The sequence below is a fragment of the Thalassococcus profundi genome, assembly GCF_003344785.1.
GTDB lineage: Bacteria > Pseudomonadota > Alphaproteobacteria > Rhodobacterales > Rhodobacteraceae > Puniceibacterium > Puniceibacterium profundi.
Map to the genome: position 1 here is coordinate 70,742 of NZ_QPMK01000011.1, position 18,511 is coordinate 89,252.

Consider the following 18,511-nt stretch of genomic DNA (forward strand, 5'->3'; position numbering starts at 1 on the left):
ACCCCCCTTCTTCGGTTCACAATAACCCTCAGAGAGCACGAGAGACTGGTCTCTCGTATCGCCCTTTGGGGCGATCCTTTTGCGCCGAAGCCCAAGCCATCGGACGACGTCTCTCGTATCGACCGAAACGGACGATCACCGCGGCGCGTCGATCCACGTCCCCGGCGCGAGTCCGTCAAGGGTCCAGCCCGCCACCGACCAGCGCACAAGGCGCAGGCAGGGCAGGCCCACATGCGCCGTCATCCGCCGCACCTGCCGGTTGCGACCCTCGCGAATCGTCAGCCGCAGCCAGGCCTCGGGCACGGTCTTGCGGAACCGCACCGGCGGATCGCGCGGCCAGAGCTCCGGGGCCGCGATCTCCTCGGCTTCGGCGGGCCGGGTCGGCCCGTCCTTCAGCGTCACGCCCCGCCGCAGCGCGTCGAGCTGATCCGCGGTCGGCGTCCCTTCGATCTGCACGAGGTAGGTTTTGGGCTGCTTGAAGGCCGGATCGCTCAGGCGTTTCTGCAGCCGACCGCCGTCGGTCAGCACCAGCAAGCCTTCGCTGTCGCGGTCAAGCCGCCCGGCGGCGTAGACGCCGGGCAGTTCGATGTATCGCGACAGGGTCGGGCGCGGACTGCCCTCGGTGCCCTTGTCGGTGAATTGCGACAGCACGCCGAAGGGCTTGTTGAACAGGATCACCCGCGGCACCTCAGCCCTCCGACCGCTTGTAGCGGAAGAAGCCGCGCAGCAGCGCTTCGGCCTCTTCGGCGGCGATGCCGTCGTAGACCTCGGGCCGGTGATGGCATTGCGGATGAGAAAACACCCGCGCCCCCTGCGCCACGCCGCCGGATTTCGGATCGGCCGCGCCGTAATAGAGCCGGCGGATGCGCGCGGCAGAGATGGCGGCGGCGCACATCGGGCACGGCTCCAACGTGACGTAAAGATCGTGATCCACCAGCCGCTCGACACCCAGCGCCGCGCAGGCCGCGCGGATCGCCAGCATCTCCGCATGGGCGGTGGGATCATTCAGTTCCCGCGTGCGGTTGCCCGCCGCCGCGATCACCGCACCACGCGGCGACACCACCACGGCGCCCACCGGCACTTCATCGCGGCGGCCGGCGGTGCGAGCCTCGGCCAGGGCGGCCTCCATATGGGTGGCAAAGGTCATGGCGCGTTCCTACCCTGCGCAGCACCCTTCCCCAAGCCCGGAAATTGCGGTAGCGCATCCTGCATGAGCACCGACACCCCTCCCGGCGACCGCATCGCCAAGGTTCTCGCGCGCGCAGGCATCGCCTCGCGCCGCGAAGCCGAACGCATGATCGAGGCCGGCCGCGTCAGCGTCAACGGCGCCGTCATCACCCGCGCCGCGCTGAACGTCACATCCGCCGACAAGATCACCGTCGACGGCAAGCCGCTGGGAGAGCCGGACGCGCCGCGCATGTGGCTTTATCACAAGCCGACGGGCCTTGTGACCACCACGCGCGACGAACAGGGCCGCCCGACGATTTACGACGACCTCCCCGAGGAGCTGCCGCGGGTGATGTCGGTGGGCCGGCTCGACCTCAATTCCGAAGGGCTCCTGCTGCTCACCAACGACGGCGGCATCAAGCGCAAGCTGGAACTGCCCTCGACGGGGTGGCTGCGCAAGTATCGCGTGCGCGTCAACGGGCGGCCCACCGATGCGACGGTCGAACCGCTGCGCCAGGGTCTGACCGTGGACGGGCAGCGCTTCCAGCCGATGATCGTGTCGATCGACCGCCAGCAGGGCGCCAATGCCTGGCTGACGGTGGCGATCCGCGAAGGCAAGAACCGCGAGATCCGCCGCGCCATGGAGGATATCGGCCTGTCGGTGAACCGGCTGATCCGCGTGTCCTACGGGCCGTTCCAGCTGGGCCAGCTGAAGCCCGGCGCCGTCGAGGAGGTGCGCCGCAAGGTGGTGCGAGACCAGCTGGGCCTCGACGGTCCGAAACCCGACAAGCCGGTGCCCACGCGCCGCCGAAAGCAGCCGCGCCGGGACACCCCGTGACCGCGTTCCGAAACGGCTAAACCCGTGTTAACCAAGGTTTAGAATCCTCCGTTTTTCCCGGCCCGTGCCGTTTTTTCGCCCCGATTGGCGGGCATGAGTTGGGGCATGCTGATCACCTTCGTAGCCCTCGCCATCATGTTCTGCACCACGTTCCTGTTCGTGGCCAACCTGCGCCACGTGGCGCGGGACACGGCGCAGACCCTGCGCGCGGTGACGACGCGGTCGCGCCAGACCGGTCAGCTTTGGCCGAACCTGGCCTTCGCGGGGCTTTGGGTGCTGATATTCGTGACCTGCTATGCCTAAGCGCCTGCCCTTTCTGAAACGCGCCGAACCGGTCGCAGAGCCGCCCGTGCCCGGCCCGCCGCTGGGACTCCTGTTCTTCGCCGCCTGCCCGCTGTTCCTCTGGGTCTTTCACGGCTCCTTCATCGGCCTGGTTGCGGCTGCCCTGTTGCTGGGGCTCTTTGCGACCGGCCTGTCGATGATCCGTCAGGGTCAGCGCGTTCAGGCCGCCTATGACGCTGCCGAAGTGGCGTACAAGCCGCGGTTTCCGCGCAAGATCTTCGGGTGTGTGCAGATCGGTCTCCTGGTGATCGTCCTGGCGATCCCGCAATTCGCGAGCCTTTGGGTGCCGTTCCTTGTCGGCATGCTGGCCGCCGGACTTGGCATCGCGGCCTTCGGTCCCGACCCGATGCGCGACAAGGGCACCGACAATCCCGAATTCGTCCTGCGCCAGCGCGCCGCGGAACTGATCGGCGCGACCAATGCCGCGCTCGACCGCATGGTCGCCGACCTGTCCCCGCTCGGGGATGCCGAGCTTGTGCGTCGCACCCAGGCGGTGCAGACCGCGGTGATGCGGCTCTTGCGGGCATTGTCCAGCGACCCTTCCGAGTTACGCGCCCTGCGTAAGCCGCTGATGAAATTCCTCCAGATGCTGAATTTCGAGGTCGACCGCCTGGTGGACAGTTGGGAGGGCGAAGAGGCTCCCCAGGCGCGTACACGCTATGTCGCCAAGCTCGACGCGCTGGCCAGGGCCTTTGAAAAGCGGGCACGCAAGCGGCGCGATTCGGAAACCCGCGATGCCTTCGAACTGGAAACCGACCTGCTGCTCGACCGCATGACGCACGAAAGCGCCGCGTGACGCTGCAGCGGCGGAGTTCCCCCTAGCACAGCCGCACCGGATGACATAAGTTCCCCGTGAACCGAGACGAACCCGGAGGGTCCGATGTCCGGCACGGGGCTGCAGAAAATCGCGTATGTGCTTTTGATCGTCCTGCTTTTCGGGCTCAGCTCCGGCCTGCTCGGGGGGCTCTGACCCATGGCGCAGCGTTTCGGGGGCAAGTACAGCCCCGACGGCTCTTCCTCATCCTCTCAAGACGACCGCCCCGCCTTCGACGGCGCAAAGGTCGATCCTGTCGGCGCGCGCAGCAACGTGCTGTTCCTGCCGCCGATCGTGCTGGCCGCGACGTCGCTGACGGCGGGGGCTGCCGGTCTGGCCGCGGGACTTCTCGGCGCGGGCGCGCTGTTGCTGGGGGCGTGGCTTTTGCGGGACGGCCTGCGGGCCGAGGCGGAATACAACGCCCGAAAGGTCGCCCGACGCCCCGCCCTTCCGCGCAAGCTTTTCGCCGCCGTGCTGGCCGGGATCGGCGCCGGCATCGCCGCCTGGACCTCCGAACCGGGTGTCGCGGCACCGGTGATCTTTGCCGTGGCCACCGGCGCGCTGCACCTGGGCGCCTTCGGCATCGACCCGATGCGCGACAAGGGGATGGAAGGCGTCGACACCTTCCAGCAAGACCGCGTCGCCGCCGTGGTGGACGAGGCGGAAAAATACCTCTCCGGCATGGCCGAGGCCGCCCGCCGCTCCGGCGACCGCCAGATCGAGGCGCGGGTGGAGCGGTTCCAGCTCAAGGCCCGTGACCTGATCCGCACGGTCGAGGAAGACCCACGCGACCTCACCGCGGCGCGCAAGTTCCTGGGCGTCTACCTCATGGGCGCGCGCGATGCGGCGGTGAAGTTCGCCGACGTCTACACGCGCACCCGCGATCAGGACGCCCGCAGCGATTTCTTGCAGCTGCTGACCGATCTCGAGGAAAGCTTCGGCCTGAAGACCCGCAAGCTGTTGCTCGACACCAACTCCGACCTCACGGTCGAAATCGAGGTTCTGCGCGACCGGCTGCAACGCGAAGGCGTGCGTCCGTCGTAAACATCCGTTTTCAAAAGGAAACCACCCATGTCCGATACAGTCCGCGCCAAAGCCGAAGCCTCCGTCGCCATGGTTGACGAGGTCAACGCGCTTGTCCTGCCCGAACCCAAAGACGCTGACGCCGTGGTGCCGTTGGCGCAGGCCGACGCGCCGGTGGGCGAAGAGATCAGGTCGCGGATGGCCGAGATCGACATGGCCGACACCCAGAGCATCGTGTCCTTCGGCTCTGCGGCGCAGTCCGAGCTGCAGGAGATCAGCCAGGCGATGCTGCAGGACGTGCGCAACAAGGACGTGGGGCCCGCGGGCGACTCCCTGCGCACCATCGTCAGCGCCATCCGCGGCTTTTCCGTCTCCGAACTCGACGTGCGACGCGAACGCAGCTGGTGGGAAAAGCTGCTGGGCCGTGCCGCGCCCTTTGCCAAATTCACCGCAAAATTCGAGGATGTGCAGGGCCAGATCGACCGCATCACCGACGATCTGTTGAAGCACGAGCACACGCTTCTGAAGGACATCAAGTCGCTCGACATGCTGTATGAAAAGACGCTGCAGTTCTACGACGAACTGGCGCTTTACATCGCCGCCGGAGAGGCCAAGCTGGCCGAGATCGACGGCACCGACATCCCCGCCAAGGAGGCCGAGGTGAAGGCCGCCGCCGAGAACGACCAGGTGATGAAGGCGCAGGAGCTGCGCGACCTGCGCGCCGCCCGTGACGACCTGGAACGCCGGGTGCACGACCTGAAACTGACACGGCAGGTGACGATGCAGTCGCTGCCATCGATCCGGCTGGTGCAGGAAAACGACAAGAGCCTGGTGACGAAGATCAACTCGACCCTCGTCAACACCGTGCCGCTCTGGGAAACCCAGCTGGCGCAGGCGGTCACCATCCAGCGCTCGGCGGAGGCGGCGTCGGCCGTCCGCGATGCCAACGACCTGACCAACGAGCTCTTGACCTCGAATGCCAAGAACCTGCGCGACAGCAACAAGATGATCCGCGAAGAAATGGAGCGCGGGGTCTTCGACATCGAAGCGGTCAAGCAGGCCAATGCCGACCTGATCGGCACCATCAACGAAAGCCTGCAGATCGCCGACGAGGGCAAGGCCCGCCGCGCCGCCGCCGAGGCCGAGCTGCAGAAGATGGAAGCCGAGCTGCGCGACACGCTGGCGTCGGCCAAGGCCCGGCGCGATGGCGTGGGCGACAACGCCGGCACAGCGGTTCCCAAGGGATGAGACCCGGTCGCTGGGGCACGCGGGCCGCTTTGGTCCTGACGGCGATCGCGGCGCTTTCGGCCTGCGATCCGGCACCGCCCGCCCCGCCGGACACCAAACCGCAGGCGCGGCCCGACCGGCCCGCGCCGTCGCCGCGCAAGCCGCCCGAAGCGCCGCGCCGGTCCGAAGCCAGCCAGGCGCTCGAACAGTATTACAACCGCGTGCAGGCCGACCTGCTGTCGCGCGGGCTCTTGCGCACCGACGGCGGCGGGGTGGACACGCCCTTTACCGACGCCATGCTGGTGCGCAATTTCGAACGCATCGCGCTGGAAGAGGAATACGTCCGCGGCGCCGGCTTCCGGCCCTCGTCGGACCGCGACGGGCGGGTCAAGAAATGGACCCAGCCGGTCCGCGTCACCGCCGAGTTCGGTGCCTCGGTCGATGCCCCGTCGCGCCGCCGCGACGCCGAAAAGCTGGCGGGATACGTGGCCCGTCTGGCGCGGGTCACCGGCCATTCGATCACCATGTCCGACGCGTCGCCGAATTTCCACGTTCTGTTCATGGGCGAAGACGACATGGCCGGCGTCAAACCCCGGGTCAAGCAACTGGTGCCCGAGGCCAGCGATGCATCGCTTTCGATTTTCGACCGGCTGCCGCGCGCGATCCATTGCCTTGTCATCGCCTTTTCCGACCGGCAGGGCGGTTATGACTACGACCAGGCCATCGCCCTGATCCGCGCCGAACATCCCGACCTGCTGACGCAGTCGTGCATCCACGAGGAGGTGGCACAGGGGTTGGGCGTCGGCAATGATAGCCCCTCGGCGCGACCCTCGATCTTCAACGACGACGACGAATTCGCGCTGCTCACCACCCACGACGAGTTGCTGCTGCGCATCCTCTACGACCCGCGCCTGCGCCCCGGCATGACCAAGGACGAGGCGCTTCCCATCGCCGCCGAGATCGCCGCCGGGCTCACCGGCGGACCCAGCTGACACGTATACTGCAGAAGGATAAATCCATGGGCATTTTCGATTTCCTGTCCGGCCAGTTCATCGACGTCATCCACTGGACCGACGACACCCGCGACACCATGGTCTGGCGCTTCGAACGCGAAGGCCACGAGATCAAGTACGGCGCCAAGCTGACGGTACGCGAAGGGCAGGCGGCGGTCTTCGTACACGAGGGCCAGCTGGCGGATGTGTTCACCCCGGGTCTCTACATGCTCGAGACCAACAACATGCCGATCATGACCTCGCTCCAGCATTGGGACCACGGCTTCAAGAGCCCGTTCAAGTCCGAGGTCTATTTCGTCAACACGACGCGTTTCAACGATCTCAAGTGGGGCACCAAGAACCCGATCATGGCGCGCGATCCGGAATTCGGCCCGGTGCGGCTGCGCGCCTTCGGCACCTATTCGATCCGTGTCACCGATCCGGCGAAGTTCCTGGTCGAGATCGTCGGCACCGACGGCGAGTTCACCCGCGACGAGATCAGCTACCAGATCCGCAACATCATCGTGCAGGAGGTGAGCCGCGTGCTGGCCGGCTCCGGCATCCCGGTGCTCGACATGGCCGCCAACACCGGCGACCTGGGCAAGCTGGTGGCCTCCGAAGTGTCGAAGACGCTGGCGACCTACGGCCTGACCATGCCCGAGATGTATATCGAGAACATCTCGCTGCCCCCCGCCGTCGAACAGGCGCTGGACAAACGCACGTCCATGGGCCTCGCGGGCGATCTGGGGAAGTTCACGCAGTATTCCGCGGCAGAGGCGATGACGGCCGCGGCGAGCAATCCGGCGGGTGGCGGCATGGCCGCGGGCCTCGGCGCCGGCATGGGCATGGCGATGGCCAACCAGATGGCGAACCAGGGCCCCTGGGGCCAGGCTCCCGCGACGCAGCAGCCTGCTGCAGCCGCGCCGCCGCCGCCGCCGGTCGAGCATGTCTGGCACGTGGCCGAGAACGGCCAGACCAAGGGCCCGTTTTCCCGCGCCGCCCTGGGCCGCATGGCCAGCGCCGGAGAGATAAGCCGCGAAACCTATGTCTGGACCGCCGGCCAGGACGGCTGGATGCGCGCCGAGGACGTGACCGAGCTTGCGCAACTCTTCACCGTGATGCCGCCGCCCCCGCCCGGCAGCTGAACGGGGCGCACCGATGACCCGACGCCGCGCGACGATCCTGCTGCACTGGACGAATTTCGTCCTGCTGATCCTGCTGGTAGCGGGCGGCACCGGCAGCGCGGCGCTGGTCTGGGCCTTAGTTCTGACCGCGCTCGCCATGACCGCGATCGCCGTGAGCCAAGGGCTGATGACGCGGCCCGGCCCAAAGCTCGACGGCATAGCCCGCACCGCACACCCCTGGATGCACCGCGGTATGTACGCGCTGATGGTCTATGTGGCACTGGTCGCCGCCGCGTACCAGCTGGGCGCCCCGCTGCCCGGCCCCGACATTTCGCTGGCGCTGATGATCCTGCTCTCGGCCTCCTCCCTGCACGCGATATTCCACCTCTGGCGCCACACCGCGTTGGGCGACGGGGCGCTGCGGATCATCACGCCGCGGGCGCTTCACAAGGTCCTCTGACCTTGCCATCCTGCGCAAACCCGCCGACCGGAGCCTGACCGCATGACCGATACCCCGCCCCCTGCCCCGATCCAGGAACACCGCTTTGGCTGCGGCCAGTGCGGCGCCGACCTGCGCTTCGATCCCGGCACCGGAGAGCTCAAGTGCGACCACTGCGGCAACACCGAAGAGGTCCGCGAGGCCGGTCCCTGGGCGGGCGGCATCAAGGAGCTGGATTTCCGCACCGCGCTCGACAACCTTCTGCCCGCGCAGGAGATCGAGGAAACGCGCGTGTCCACCTGTCCCAACTGCGCCGCGCAGGTGGAGTTCGACGCCGACACCCATGCCGCCGAATGCCCGTTCTGCGCGACGCCCGTGGTCACCGACACCGGCACCCACCGCCATATCAAGCCGCGCGGCCTGCTGCCTTTCCGCCTCGACGAGGAAGCGGCGCGCGCCGCCATGACCGGCTGGCTGGGCAGCCTGTGGTTCGCGCCGAACGGGCTCAAGGATTATGCCCGCAAGGGACGGCGGATGCAGGGCATCTACGTGCCCTACTGGACCTTCGATGCCGACACCAAGTCGCGCTACATCGGCGAACGCGGCACGGTCTATCACGAAACGCGCACGGTCATGCGCGACGGCAAACCCACGACTGTCACCGTGCAAAAGGTGCGCTGGCGCCCGGCAAGCGGCCGCGTCGCGCGGTTCTTCGACGACGTGCTGGTGCTGGCCTCGACCAGCCTGCCCAAACGCTATACCGATGCCTTGCCACCCTGGGACCTGACCGCGCTCGAACCCTACCGCCCCGAATTCATCGCCGGTTTCCGGGCCGAAGGCTACACGGTGCAGCTTCAGGACGGTTTCACCGAGGCGCGGCAGATCATGGACCGGCAGATCGAACGCGACGTGAAATTCGATATCGGCGGCGACCGGCAGCGGGTGCATTCGGTCGATACCGACGTCAAGGACGTGACCTTCAAGCACATCCTGCTGCCGGTCTGGCTGGCCGCCTACAAGTATCGCGGCACCACCTACCGCTTCGTCGTCAATGGCCAGAGCGGGCGGGTACAGGGCGAACGGCCGTGGTCCGCCTGGAAGATCGCCTTTGCCGTGCTGCTGGGCCTGATCGTGGCAGGCGGGATCGGCTACGTGGTGGCGATGAACCAATGACCGGCTTGCCCTTGCAGGCCAAGCGCGGCTAGTTAGCGCAAACATCTGGGAGGAGACCGCGATGATCCTGTGCTGCGGAGAAGCGTTGATCGACATGTTGCCGCGCGAAACCGCCGACGGCGCACCGGCCTTTGCGCCGCTGTCGGGCGGCGCGGTGTTCAACACCGCCATGGCGCTGGGACGGCTGGGGGCGCCCGCGGGCTATTTCGGCGGCCTCTCCACCGATCTTTTCGGCCTGCAACTCTGCGCCACGCTCGACGCCTCGCACGTCGATTACAGCCTGGCGCCGCGGTCCGAACGGCCCACGACGCTGGCCTTCGTCACGCTGGTGGACGGCCACGCGAAATACGCCTTCTACGATGAGAACACTGCGGGCCGGATGCTGTCCGAAGGCGATCTGCCGGTGCTGGACGACGACGTTTCCGCGCTCTTCTTCGGCGGCATCAGCCTGGTGTCGGAACCGGCCGCAGACACCTATGCCGCCTTTTGTGCGCGCGAAGCCGGCAGCCGGGTGGTGATGATCGACCCGAACATCCGCCCCGGCTTCATCACCCACGAGCCGCGCTACCGCGCCCGGCTGTCGGACATGCTGGCGATGGCAGACATCGTCAAGGTGTCGGACGAGGACATGGACTGGCTGGGCACGACCCCCGGCGAGCTGATCGACGGCGGCACCGCACTGGTGCTCGTGACCCGTGGGGCCGAGGGTGTCGATGCCCATATCAATGGCGCGGAAATGCGCGTTGCGGCGCAAAAGGCGGTGGTGATCGACACGGTGGGCGCAGGCGACACGTTCAACGCCGGTCTTCTGGCTGGCTTGCACAAGGCCGGCCTGCTCACCCGCGATGCGCTGCGCTCTGCCAGCCTCGACGCGCTGCGCCCGGCGGTGGCATTGGGCGCGCAGGCGGCGGCCATCACGGTCAGCCGCGCCGGAGCGAACCCGCCCTGGGAGAGCGAGCTGTGAGGGCGCTGCTGCAGCGCGTGACCCAGGCCAGCGTCACCGTCGAGGGAGCCGTGATCGGCGAGATCGGGCCGGGCCTGCTGATCCTTGTCTGCGCGATGCAGGGCGACACCGAGGCCGAGGCCGACAAGCTGGTGCAGAAAATCGTCAAGCTGCGCATCTTCAAGGACGAGGCGGGCAAGATGAACCTCAACCTGCGCGACGCGGGCGGCGCAGCGCTGGTGGTGAGCCAGTTCACGCTCGCCGCCGACACGTCACGCGGCAACCGCCCCGGGTTCTCTCCGGCGGCCAGCCCGGACGACGGCAAGCGTCTTTACGAATACGTCGCCGGCAGGCTCCAGGCCGAGGGCATCGCCGTCGCAACCGGGCGTTTCGGCGCGGACATGGCCGTGGCGCTGGTCAACGACGGGCCTGTGACGATCTGGCTCGATACCGCGTCTTAGGCCGACACCCCCGGCTGCGGCAGGATCTGCACGCCGGAAATGCGCCACATCCCGCCTTGGTCCACCAGCCGGTATTCCAGCACATGGGTTTCCCCTTTCTGATCGCGGATGATCACGCGCTGCGCCATCTCGGCGCCGTCGGCCCGCAGGTCGCCAAAGGTCACGTCATCCGGGCGCCAGACCATCGGGTATCCGCGTTTCACCATCATCTCGAAATTTTGAGGGGTGCGGAACATGCCCTGGATATTGGGCGCGGCATAGTCGAATGCGGCGACGAAATCGTCCGCCAGAAAGGCATCGAGCTGGCTCTGGATGGTGTTTTCGATCTCGGCCTCGGGACCGGTCTGGGCAGGTGCGGCCTGCGCCAGGCCGATGACCGCGATCAGGACGTAGAAAAACTGTCTCACTGGGGCGTCTCCTCGGCGACGGTGGGAAAGAGGGTATGTCCCCTTTCCCTTTCGTCAATCACGCAGACCGCCCGGCCCGAGTTTCAGGCCAGCTCTCCGGCCAACCCTTTTTCGATCAGCGCGATGGTCTCCTCGACGCCATAAAGCGCGATGAACCCGCCGAACCGCGGGCCCTGGGAGGCGCCCAGCAGCACCTCGTAAAGCGCCTTGAACCAGTCGCGCAGCGGTTCGAACCCGTGGTCCTTGCCGACGGCAAAGACCAGCGTCTGCAGCGCCTCGTCCTCGACCGGGCCGTCGTAGGCCTGAAGCCGCGCCGCAAGATCGCGCAACGCCGCCTCTTCCTTTTCGTCCGGCGCGCGGAAGACCTTTTTCGGCTTCACGAAATCCTCGTAGTAGCGGATCGCAAAGCCCGCCGCCTGGTCGAGGTCGGGGTTCTTCTCGGGCGAAGCATCGGGCGCGTAGCGCAGGATGAAGCCCCAGAGCGTCTCCTTGTCCTCGGCGCCCGAGACCGACGCGAGATTCAGAAGCATCGCGAAGGGCACGACCATCCGGCTTTCCGGCACGTCGCCGCCGTGGATGTGCCAGACCGGGTTGTTGATCTGCCCCGCCGCATCCTGCCCCGGAAAGGCGCGCAGCTGCTGGTGATATTCGTCCACCGCCTTGGGGATCACATCCCACCACAGCCGCTTGGCGGTCTTGGGCTTGAGATACATGAAATACGACAGCGACTCGGTGCTGGCGTAGGTCAGCCATTCGTCGATCGACAGACCGTTGCCTTTGGACTTGCTGATCTTCTGACCCTGGTCGTCCAGGAAGAGCTCGTAAGTGAAGTGCTCGGGCGGCTTCACGCCCAGCGTCCGGCAGATGCCATCGTAGATCGGCGTGTTGGTGCTGTGATCCTTGCCGTACATCTCGAAATCGACGCCAAGCGCGGCCCAGCGGGCCCCGAAATCCGGTTTCCACTGCAATTTCACCTTGCCGCCGGTGACCGGCAGCGTCCATTCGCGCCCGTCCGCGTCGTCAAAGGTGATCTCGCCCTTGGCGGCGTCCACATGCTTCATCGGCACGTAAAGCACCCGGCCGGTCTCGGGATGGATCGGCAGGAAGATCGAATAGGTCTGCTGCCGCTCGTCCCGCAGCGATTTCAGCATGATCGCCATGAGGTCGTCGTACCGTTCAGCGCAGCGCAGCAGGATCTCGTCGAATTGTCCGCTGGCGTAGAATTCGGTGGCCGAGATGAACTCGTACTCGAACCCGAAGGTGTCGAGGAACCGCCGGAGCATGGCGTTGTTGTGATGGCCGAAGCTTTCATGCGTCCCGAACGGGTCCGGCACCGAGGTCAGCGGCTTTTGCAGGTGTTCGTCCAGCGCGCGCGGGTTCGGCACGTTGTCGGGCACCTTGCGCATGCCGTCCACGTCGTCGGAAAAGCAGATCAGCCGGGTCGGGATGTCCGAAATCAGCTCGAAGGCGCGGCGGATCATCGTCGTCCGCGCGACCTCGCCGAAGGTGCCGATATGCGGCAGGCCGCTGGGGCCATAGCCGGTCTCGAACAGGACATACCCCTTCTCGGGCGGCGCTTTCTCGTAGCGTTTGAGCACCCGGCGCGCCTCTTCGAAAGGCCAGGCCTTCGAGGTCATCGCAGCGTCACGCAGTCCGGACATGGGGATACTCCTTCAAGCGGGGCCATGCCGGCCCCGGGTCTCACGCGTCACTCCCTATTGCGGGCGGGGCGAAGCGTCAATATTCTGCGCCGCAACACCGCCGCCCCTTCAGAAAGGCCTTTCCGTGCAAGACACCATCACACGCAGCGACACGAACGACACCGCCGCCCATCCGATGAGCGCGCAGGACTGCCTGGTCGCGCTGATGATCGCGGTTTCGGCCTCGGACGAGGACATCCGCACGGCGGAGCTGGTGAAGATCCAGTCCGCCGTGAACAACCTCCCGATCTTCGCCGAATACGATGTCGACCGGATGAACGTCATGGCGCAGCTGGTCTTCGACCTCTTCGAACAGGAAGACGGGCTGGATGCGCTCTTTGGTCTCATTCGCAACAACCTGCCCGAGCGGCTGAACGAAACCGCCTATGCGCTCTCCTGCGACGTGGCCGCCGCCGACGGCAAGCTGGGCGAGGCCGAACTGCGGCTGCTCGAGGAAATCCGCTACGAACTCGACCTCGACCGGCTGCATGCCGCCGCCATAGAACGCGGCGCCCGCGCCCGGCACATGCGCGGCTGACGCAACCGGCAAGGACGCCCGCACGGGTGGAGCGAGCGTGCGCCGGGTCGGGAATACCGGACTGGTTTTGCCGCGAGAATTGGGTACTCTGATACCAACGGGTTCATTTCACCCGTGACTTTTCAGACCGCCCATTTTTCCGGAGCTTTTTTCATGACCCGCCGCACGTATACCCTTCTTTGCGCCGCCCTTCTCTGCCTTTTGCCGATCCTCGGTGCCGCCGCGCCGCTGGTGGCACAGGTCGACGTCTCCAGCCAGACCATGACCGTGATCCAGGACGGCAAGGTCGCCTATCGCTGGCCGGTGTCGACCGCCCGCCGCGGCAAGGTCACGCCGCGTGGCACCTATACGCCGCAATTCCTGTCGCGGCATCACAGGTCCAGCCTTTATGACAACGCGCCGATGCCCTTCGCGATCTTCTTTCGCGGCAATTACGCGATCCACGGCACCGATCAGATCAGCCGCCTGGGCCGTCCGGCCTCGGCCGGCTGCGTGCGGCTGCACCCGGAACATGCGGCACGGCTGTTTTCGCTGACGCAGCAGGTGGGGATGAAGAACCTGCGCGTCGTGATCCACAACTAATCGGCGCGCGGGTGCCGGTCAGGCGGCGTAGAGCACGCCCCAGCGTTCGATCAGCGCCTCTTGCAACCGCTTGGCCCGACCGTTCCATTCGGACGCGCCGGGCGGGCGTTCACGTTCCTCCCGGCTCAGCTTGTCCCGTTCCGCCGTGTTCGCGGCAAAGATGGCAAAGGCCAGTTCGGTCCCGTCCGGCAGGTCGACGAAGCCCGAAAGGCCACTGACGAAGTTGAGCGTCCCGGTCTTGGCATGCACCGCCAGCGGATGGTCCGCCACGATGCGCCGCTGGTCATCGCGCATGGGAAAGCTCTTGAGCAGCGGCTTCAATCCCAGCCGCTCCCGCACCGCCAGCATCGCCCGCATCATGTCGGCCGCGGATATGCGGCTGTCGTCGCCGAGCCCCGAATGATCCTCGAACGCGACGCTGCGCAGACCCAGCGCCTGCTTGGCCCAGCCGTTCATCTCTTCGGCAGAGGCCTTGAGCGACGCGACCTCGCCCAGCCGTTCGCGGCTGGCGGCGAGCCCGACCATCTCGGCGGTGAGGTTCGTCGACCACTTCAGCATGTCGCGCAGGATGATCCGCAGCGGCGGACTTTGCAGCTGCGCGACCTCGGTCGCGTCTTCCGGTGCCGCGTCCAGCACCACCGGCGCCTTGAGCCGGATGCCCTGCGCGCCCGCGAAGGTCTGGAACACCTGGCCCGCGTAAAGCTCTGGCTTGCGCACCGGCAGCCAGCGCGCCCCGCCCTTGCCCAGCGCCCATTTCGCCACCGTCCAGTCGTCGCGCTGGCCGGCATCGCGATAGGTGTAGAGCGGACCGTTGCGGTCGACCACGACCATCCGCGCCATGACCACCTCGGGCCGGTAGGCCTCGGACCGCGCGTCCATGCTGATGGCGTAATCCGATCCCTGGCGGCGCCATTCGAAATGCACCCGGTTGTAATTCAGCGCGATGCCCGACACCGCCGGGTTGTAGCCCACCTGGTCGGGCTGTTCGTCGTCGATGACCGGCGTGAACGGCAGCGATCCGCCCCAGACCGCGAACCGGCCGCGCACCTCGCGGATGCCCGCGTCCTTCAACTGCTGCGCGAGGGTCGCGAGCCTGTCGGTGTCGAGCGTCGGATCGCCGCCGCCCACCAGCACCAGGTCCCCCTGTACCGCCCCGTCGACGATGCCCCCGGTCGCCACCAGCCGCGTGACGAAATGATGCCCCGGTCCCAGCGTTTCGAGCGCGTAGGAGGCTGTCAGGGCCTTGGCGACGCTGGCCGGGGGCATGCCGATATCCGGGTCGTGGGCTTCGAGCAGCTTGCCCGTCGACACATCCGCGACCGCGAACCCGATCCGGCCATCGAGCCGCGCGGCGGCGATGATTTCGTCCGGGGTGCGCAGCGTGCGCAACCGCAGGTCCTCGCCACGGGCCACAGGATGCAGGGATGTGAGCGGCGCCTTGGCCAGAGCCGGGCCTGCCGTTCCGGCAGCGAGTGCGGCCAGGAACGACCGCCGGGAAAACGCATGTGTCATGGTACGGAGTTAACCCGAGCGCCGCAGGACAGACAAGCACCCGCACCGGACCCATAGTGCTTTCCGGAGCGCAACTCTGCGTGACCGTGATCGCTGTCCGGTTTCCCTGTCACTGCGCCCGGTCACTGGGCCCAGTCGCCGCGCGCCCGGATCGCGCTCGACGAGATGTCCGCCATCGGCACGTTGATGAAACACCACGCCGGAGCATCGGCCCGCGGCAGAAGACGTGCGGCGCGACCGGCGATGCGGGCCGAGCGATACATCCGCGCGGTCCGGCTGCGCCGCGCGCCGGTGCGTTCCCCGGGCCGGGCGATGACCCCGACGGGCACGGTATCGAGGATCGCGCGCCAATGCTCCCAGCGGTGAAACTGGGTGAGGTTGTCCGCCCCCATCAGCCAGACGAAACGGACACCGGGATGCAGCCGGGTCAGCGCCTCCAGCGTCTGGGCGGTGTAGCGCGTGCCCAGCCGGGCCTCGGCGTCGCTGACAATCACGCGCGGATGATCCATGATCGCCCGGGCCGCTGCGATCCGGCGACCCAAAGGCGCAGGGCCTTGTTCCTTGAGCGGATTGCCGGGGCTCACCAGCCAGACGATGCGGTCCAGCCCGAAGCGTTTCAGAGCCTCGCGGGTGATGTGGACATGTCCGCCATGCGGCGGGTCGAAAGATCCGCCCAGCAGCCCCACGGTCATGCCCGCCCGCAGCGAAAGCCCGCTCGTTCTTCTGCGCTGCGCCATCGGTCCATCGTCTCCACGGTGTCTGACCATTCAGAAACACCGGGCACCGAGGGATTTCAACGGCTTTCCACGACCGACCGGCAATCAGAAGTCCTGCCAGGGACCGCCATTGGCGACCGCGAGCGGCGGCAGAGAAGCTGGCGGCGACGTTTCGGTACTGGCCTTTTCCCAGGTGCGAGGGCCGGCCGCAGGCGGCTGGACCGAGATTTCGGCAGGGATCGGCGCCATGGTCTCCGGATTCAAGAGGGCCGCGCCCTTGAAATGCGCGACCATGCGGCGCAGTTCGAGCGCCTTGCCGTTCAGCGCTTTACCCGCTTCGGTGAAATCCATGACCATGCCGGCATTCTTCTGCGTCATCCCGTCCAGTTCGATCACGCCCGTGCTCACGTCGCTCAGCGACCGGGACTGGTCTTCGGTGCTTTCCGCGATCCGCTGCACGCGTCCCGCCATGTCGCGGGTCATGCCCGAAATCCCGTCAATGCCCTGACCCAGGTCCGACACGAGGTCGACCCCGTCCTGGACGCTCCGGGCGCTTTCGGAAATCAGGTCGCGGATTTCCCCGGCGCTGTCGTGCGAGCGTTGCGCCAGAGCGCGGACTTCAGAGGCGACAACGGCGAACCCGCGCCCGACCTCACCGGCGCGGGCCGCTTCGACGCCCGCGTTGAGCGCCAGGAGATTGGTCTGAAAGGCGATGTCCTCGATCACGCCGATGATCTGGGAAATCTTCTTGGAGGACTCCTCGATCCGGGCCATGGCCTCTACCGCATGATCCTTGAGGGCCGTGCTGCTGTCCGTGCCTGCGCGCATCTTTTCGATCACCCGCACGACCTCGCGCACATCGGTCGCAGAGCTCTGAAGGGTCGTGGTGACCTGCTGCAACGCCGCGGTGCTTTGCTCGAGCGTGGCCGCCTGGTTTTCGGTGCGCACCGCCAGCTTGTTTGACGAATCGTTGAGCCGCTCGGTGTCGCTCTCGATCTCGGCCGAGGTGGCGCTGACCTGTGCGATGATCGCGGCCAGTTCATTTACCGTCGCATTGAAATGCTGGCGCAGCCCCTCGTAATCGTTGCTCAATTCCCGATCGATGCGGCAATCCAGGTTGCCCGACGCCAGCTTCTCGAGCGCGGCCTGAAGCTCCGTCACCACCTCGCGCTGCTCCGCCAGCATCACCTCTCGCGCGGCCTTGGCTTCGTCCGCGGCCAGGAGCTTTTTCCGAAAGAGCAGAAGCGTGCGGGCGATGTCTCCGATTTCGTCGCCGGTGCGCAGCTGATTCACCTCGGCCTCTAGATGTCCGCGCGCCACGTCTTCGACGCTGGTCGATAATTCGCCGATGCGGCGGCTCAGGGATCTTGCCAGCGTAAGGCCGACCGCCGCCGCGACCAGCGCAGCTGCCGCGACCTGGAGCAGGAAAAGGCGCCACATCGCCGTGTCCTCCGCCCGGGCCTCCTGCATGTCCTGTTCGCGTACCATCGCCCAGGACTGCCCGGCAAAGTCGAACCGGCGCCCCTGCGCCTCGACCGGCTGTCCGGTGAGGCCGGGCACATCGGTCAGGAGACTGTGGTCATCCGCTTGTGCGGCCGCGATCTGCGGCAGGTCGGGGAGCGGGTCGAGCACGTCATGCCCGCCTTCGAACGGAGATGCGCTGCGCGCCCGCCCGTCCGGACCGACGAGGTAGACCAGGCCGGTCTGTCCCAACAAGGCGCTTTGCGACAGGATCCGGGCCACGCGGTCGATCGGAATCTGCATCGCGACGACCCCGACGCGGGTGCCGGACCGGTCGAAGACCGGCATTGCAGCGAAACTTGCGGCAGCCCCGGCGCTGGGGTCATAGGCCGCGAAAGAGGTCAACACCAACTCGCCGTCTGCGGCACCGCTGGCCCCGCGAAATGCCTCTCCGAGGCCGCTGTCGGCATAGGGGCCGTCCCGGAAATTGGTCGCGAAATCCAGCTCCTTGAACACCGAATAGACCAGGTCGCCTTCGGTGTTGAACAGAAAGACATCGTAGTACCCAAGTTCCCTCTGCATGGTGCGCATGCCGGGGTGATAGGTGGCGTGCAGGCGGCTGAACAAGGAGCCGTCGCCGGCATCGTCCAGCAAGTCCTTCTCCCCGACGGCATTCGGGTTGTCGGTGATGTAGAGCCGGCGCAGCGTTTCGCCCGGCGCCGCGCCCAGCGCGCGCCAGGCGCTCTGAAACTCCGCGATGACCCGGTCGGGCCGGCCGTAGGAGGCCACCGTCCGGATGTCGCTTTCGATCTCGCGATACCAGGCATCGAGCGCCGCTTCGCGTTCGTCCATCATCGCCTCCAGCAACACGAACCGCGCGGCATGCGCCTCTTCGAGTTTCAGCCGGTAGTCGATGTAACAGATGATCGCCGCCAGCAGCACGAAGGGCACCGCGATCATAAGCGGCAGCTTGCGCCGGAAGCTCGTGCGTCCGAACAGGCGGCGGCGGTTCCTGAGACCGTTTGCAAGGGGATAACTGATGGCAAACATAC

General features: G+C 66.8%; 20 protein-coding genes. 13 read left to right on the forward strand and 7 right to left on the reverse strand.

Annotation, left to right across the window (positions count from 1 at the left end):
• Window positions 1-135 precede the first annotated feature (135 nt).
• Both DU478_RS14160 and DU478_RS14165 read right to left on the reverse strand, forming a co-directional pair.
• Window positions 136-687: a pseudouridine synthase gene (locus DU478_RS14160; protein ID WP_114511620.1), complete on the reverse strand. Its 552-nt coding sequence runs from the start codon at window positions 685-687 to the stop codon at window positions 136-138.
• 1 nt (window position 688) lies between these two features.
• On the reverse strand, window positions 689-1,147 hold the full coding sequence (locus DU478_RS14165) for a nucleoside deaminase (RefSeq protein ID WP_114511621.1): 459 nt from the start codon (window positions 1,145-1,147) through the stop codon (window positions 689-691).
• A 63-nt stretch (window positions 1,148-1,210) separates the two neighbouring features.
• On the opposite strand from DU478_RS14165, the gene DU478_RS14170 reads away from it, so the two are divergent.
• The 11 genes from DU478_RS14170 (at window position 1,211) to dtd (ending at window position 10,543) form a co-directional block, all read left to right on the forward strand.
• The gene (locus DU478_RS14170; protein WP_114511622.1) at window positions 1,211-2,005 is read left to right on the forward strand and encodes a pseudouridine synthase; all 795 of its coding nucleotides are present in this window, start codon (window positions 1,211-1,213) and stop codon (window positions 2,003-2,005) included.
• Between the two features lie 105 nt (window positions 2,006-2,110).
• A complete protein-coding gene (locus tag DU478_RS14175; RefSeq protein WP_114511623.1) occupies window positions 2,111-2,308 on the forward strand; it encodes a hypothetical protein in 198 nt (65 codons plus the stop codon).
• On the forward strand, window positions 2,301-3,143 hold the full coding sequence (locus tag DU478_RS14180) for a hypothetical protein (protein WP_114511624.1): 843 nt from the start codon (window positions 2,301-2,303) through the stop codon (window positions 3,141-3,143). Before DU478_RS14175 ends, DU478_RS14180 begins: the two co-directional genes overlap by 8 nt.
• Before the next feature lie 177 nt (window positions 3,144-3,320).
• Window positions 3,321-4,205, forward strand: coding sequence for a 5-bromo-4-chloroindolyl phosphate hydrolysis family protein (locus DU478_RS14185; protein ID WP_114511625.1), 885 nt, complete (start codon window positions 3,321-3,323; stop codon window positions 4,203-4,205).
• A gap of 27 nt (window positions 4,206-4,232) precedes the next feature.
• Window positions 4,233-5,432: a toxic anion resistance protein gene (locus DU478_RS14190; RefSeq protein WP_114511626.1), complete on the forward strand. Its 1,200-nt coding sequence runs from the start codon at window positions 4,233-4,235 to the stop codon at window positions 5,430-5,432.
• Complete coding sequence (locus tag DU478_RS14195) at window positions 5,429-6,403, forward strand: DUF2927 domain-containing protein (protein WP_114511627.1); 975 nt, start codon at window positions 5,429-5,431, stop codon at window positions 6,401-6,403. The genes DU478_RS14190 and DU478_RS14195 overlap by 4 nt, the downstream gene beginning before the upstream one ends.
• A 26-nt stretch (window positions 6,404-6,429) precedes the next feature.
• Complete coding sequence (locus DU478_RS14200; RefSeq protein ID WP_114511628.1) at window positions 6,430-7,548, forward strand: SPFH domain-containing protein; 1,119 nt, start codon at window positions 6,430-6,432, stop codon at window positions 7,546-7,548.
• A 13-nt stretch (window positions 7,549-7,561) separates the two neighbouring features.
• The gene (locus DU478_RS14205) at window positions 7,562-7,987 is read left to right on the forward strand and encodes a hypothetical protein (RefSeq protein WP_114511629.1); all 426 of its coding nucleotides are present in this window, start codon (window positions 7,562-7,564) and stop codon (window positions 7,985-7,987) included.
• Window positions 7,988-8,029: 42 nt separating this feature from the next.
• Window positions 8,030-9,139, forward strand: a complete 1,110-nt coding sequence (locus tag DU478_RS14210) for a TFIIB-type zinc finger domain-containing protein (RefSeq protein ID WP_114511630.1) — start codon at window positions 8,030-8,032, stop codon at window positions 9,137-9,139.
• A 61-nt stretch (window positions 9,140-9,200) separates the two neighbouring features.
• On the forward strand, window positions 9,201-10,103 hold the full coding sequence (locus DU478_RS14215; RefSeq protein ID WP_114511631.1) for a carbohydrate kinase family protein: 903 nt from the start codon (window positions 9,201-9,203) through the stop codon (window positions 10,101-10,103).
• Window positions 10,100-10,543, forward strand: coding sequence for a D-aminoacyl-tRNA deacylase (gene dtd / locus DU478_RS14220; RefSeq protein ID WP_114511632.1), 444 nt, complete (start codon window positions 10,100-10,102; stop codon window positions 10,541-10,543). Before DU478_RS14215 ends, dtd begins: the two co-directional genes overlap by 4 nt.
• On the opposite strand, the gene DU478_RS14225 is transcribed toward dtd, so the two are convergent.
• Window positions 10,540-10,950 (reverse strand): DUF4864 domain-containing protein, encoded by a 411-nt coding sequence (locus tag DU478_RS14225; protein WP_114511633.1) that lies wholly within the window; start codon window positions 10,948-10,950, stop codon window positions 10,540-10,542. The genes dtd and DU478_RS14225 overlap by 4 nt on opposite strands.
• Before the next feature lie 83 nt (window positions 10,951-11,033).
• Entirely contained in the window at window positions 11,034-12,611 is a 1,578-nt protein-coding gene (locus DU478_RS14230) for a lysine--tRNA ligase (RefSeq protein WP_114511634.1), read from the reverse strand.
• 175 nt (window positions 12,612-12,786) lie between these two features.
• Here DU478_RS14230 and DU478_RS14235 point away from each other — a divergent pair, with 175 nt between their 5' ends.
• Together DU478_RS14235 and DU478_RS14240 are read left to right on the forward strand one after the other, a co-directional pair.
• On the forward strand, window positions 12,787-13,188 hold the full coding sequence (locus DU478_RS14235) for a tellurite resistance TerB family protein (RefSeq protein ID WP_114511690.1): 402 nt from the start codon (window positions 12,787-12,789) through the stop codon (window positions 13,186-13,188).
• Window positions 13,189-13,341: 153 nt separating this feature from the next.
• Window positions 13,342-13,770, forward strand: a complete 429-nt coding sequence (locus DU478_RS14240; protein WP_114511691.1) for a L,D-transpeptidase — start codon at window positions 13,342-13,344, stop codon at window positions 13,768-13,770.
• An 18-nt stretch (window positions 13,771-13,788) separates the two neighbouring features.
• On the opposite strand, the gene dacB is transcribed toward DU478_RS14240, so the two are convergent.
• From dacB to DU478_RS14255, 3 genes are all read right to left on the reverse strand, one after another.
• A complete protein-coding gene (gene dacB / locus DU478_RS14245) occupies window positions 13,789-15,282 on the reverse strand; it encodes a D-alanyl-D-alanine carboxypeptidase/D-alanyl-D-alanine endopeptidase (RefSeq protein WP_114511635.1) in 1,494 nt (497 codons plus the stop codon).
• Window positions 15,283-15,404: 122 nt separating this feature from the next.
• Window positions 15,405-16,019, reverse strand: a complete 615-nt coding sequence (locus tag DU478_RS14250) for a nicotinate-nucleotide adenylyltransferase (RefSeq protein WP_114511636.1) — start codon at window positions 16,017-16,019, stop codon at window positions 15,405-15,407.
• Window positions 16,020-16,103: 84 nt separating this feature from the next.
• Window positions 16,104-18,419, reverse strand: coding sequence for a methyl-accepting chemotaxis protein (locus DU478_RS14255; RefSeq protein WP_158545790.1), 2,316 nt, complete (start codon window positions 18,417-18,419; stop codon window positions 16,104-16,106).
• Window positions 18,420-18,511 lie beyond the last annotated feature (92 nt).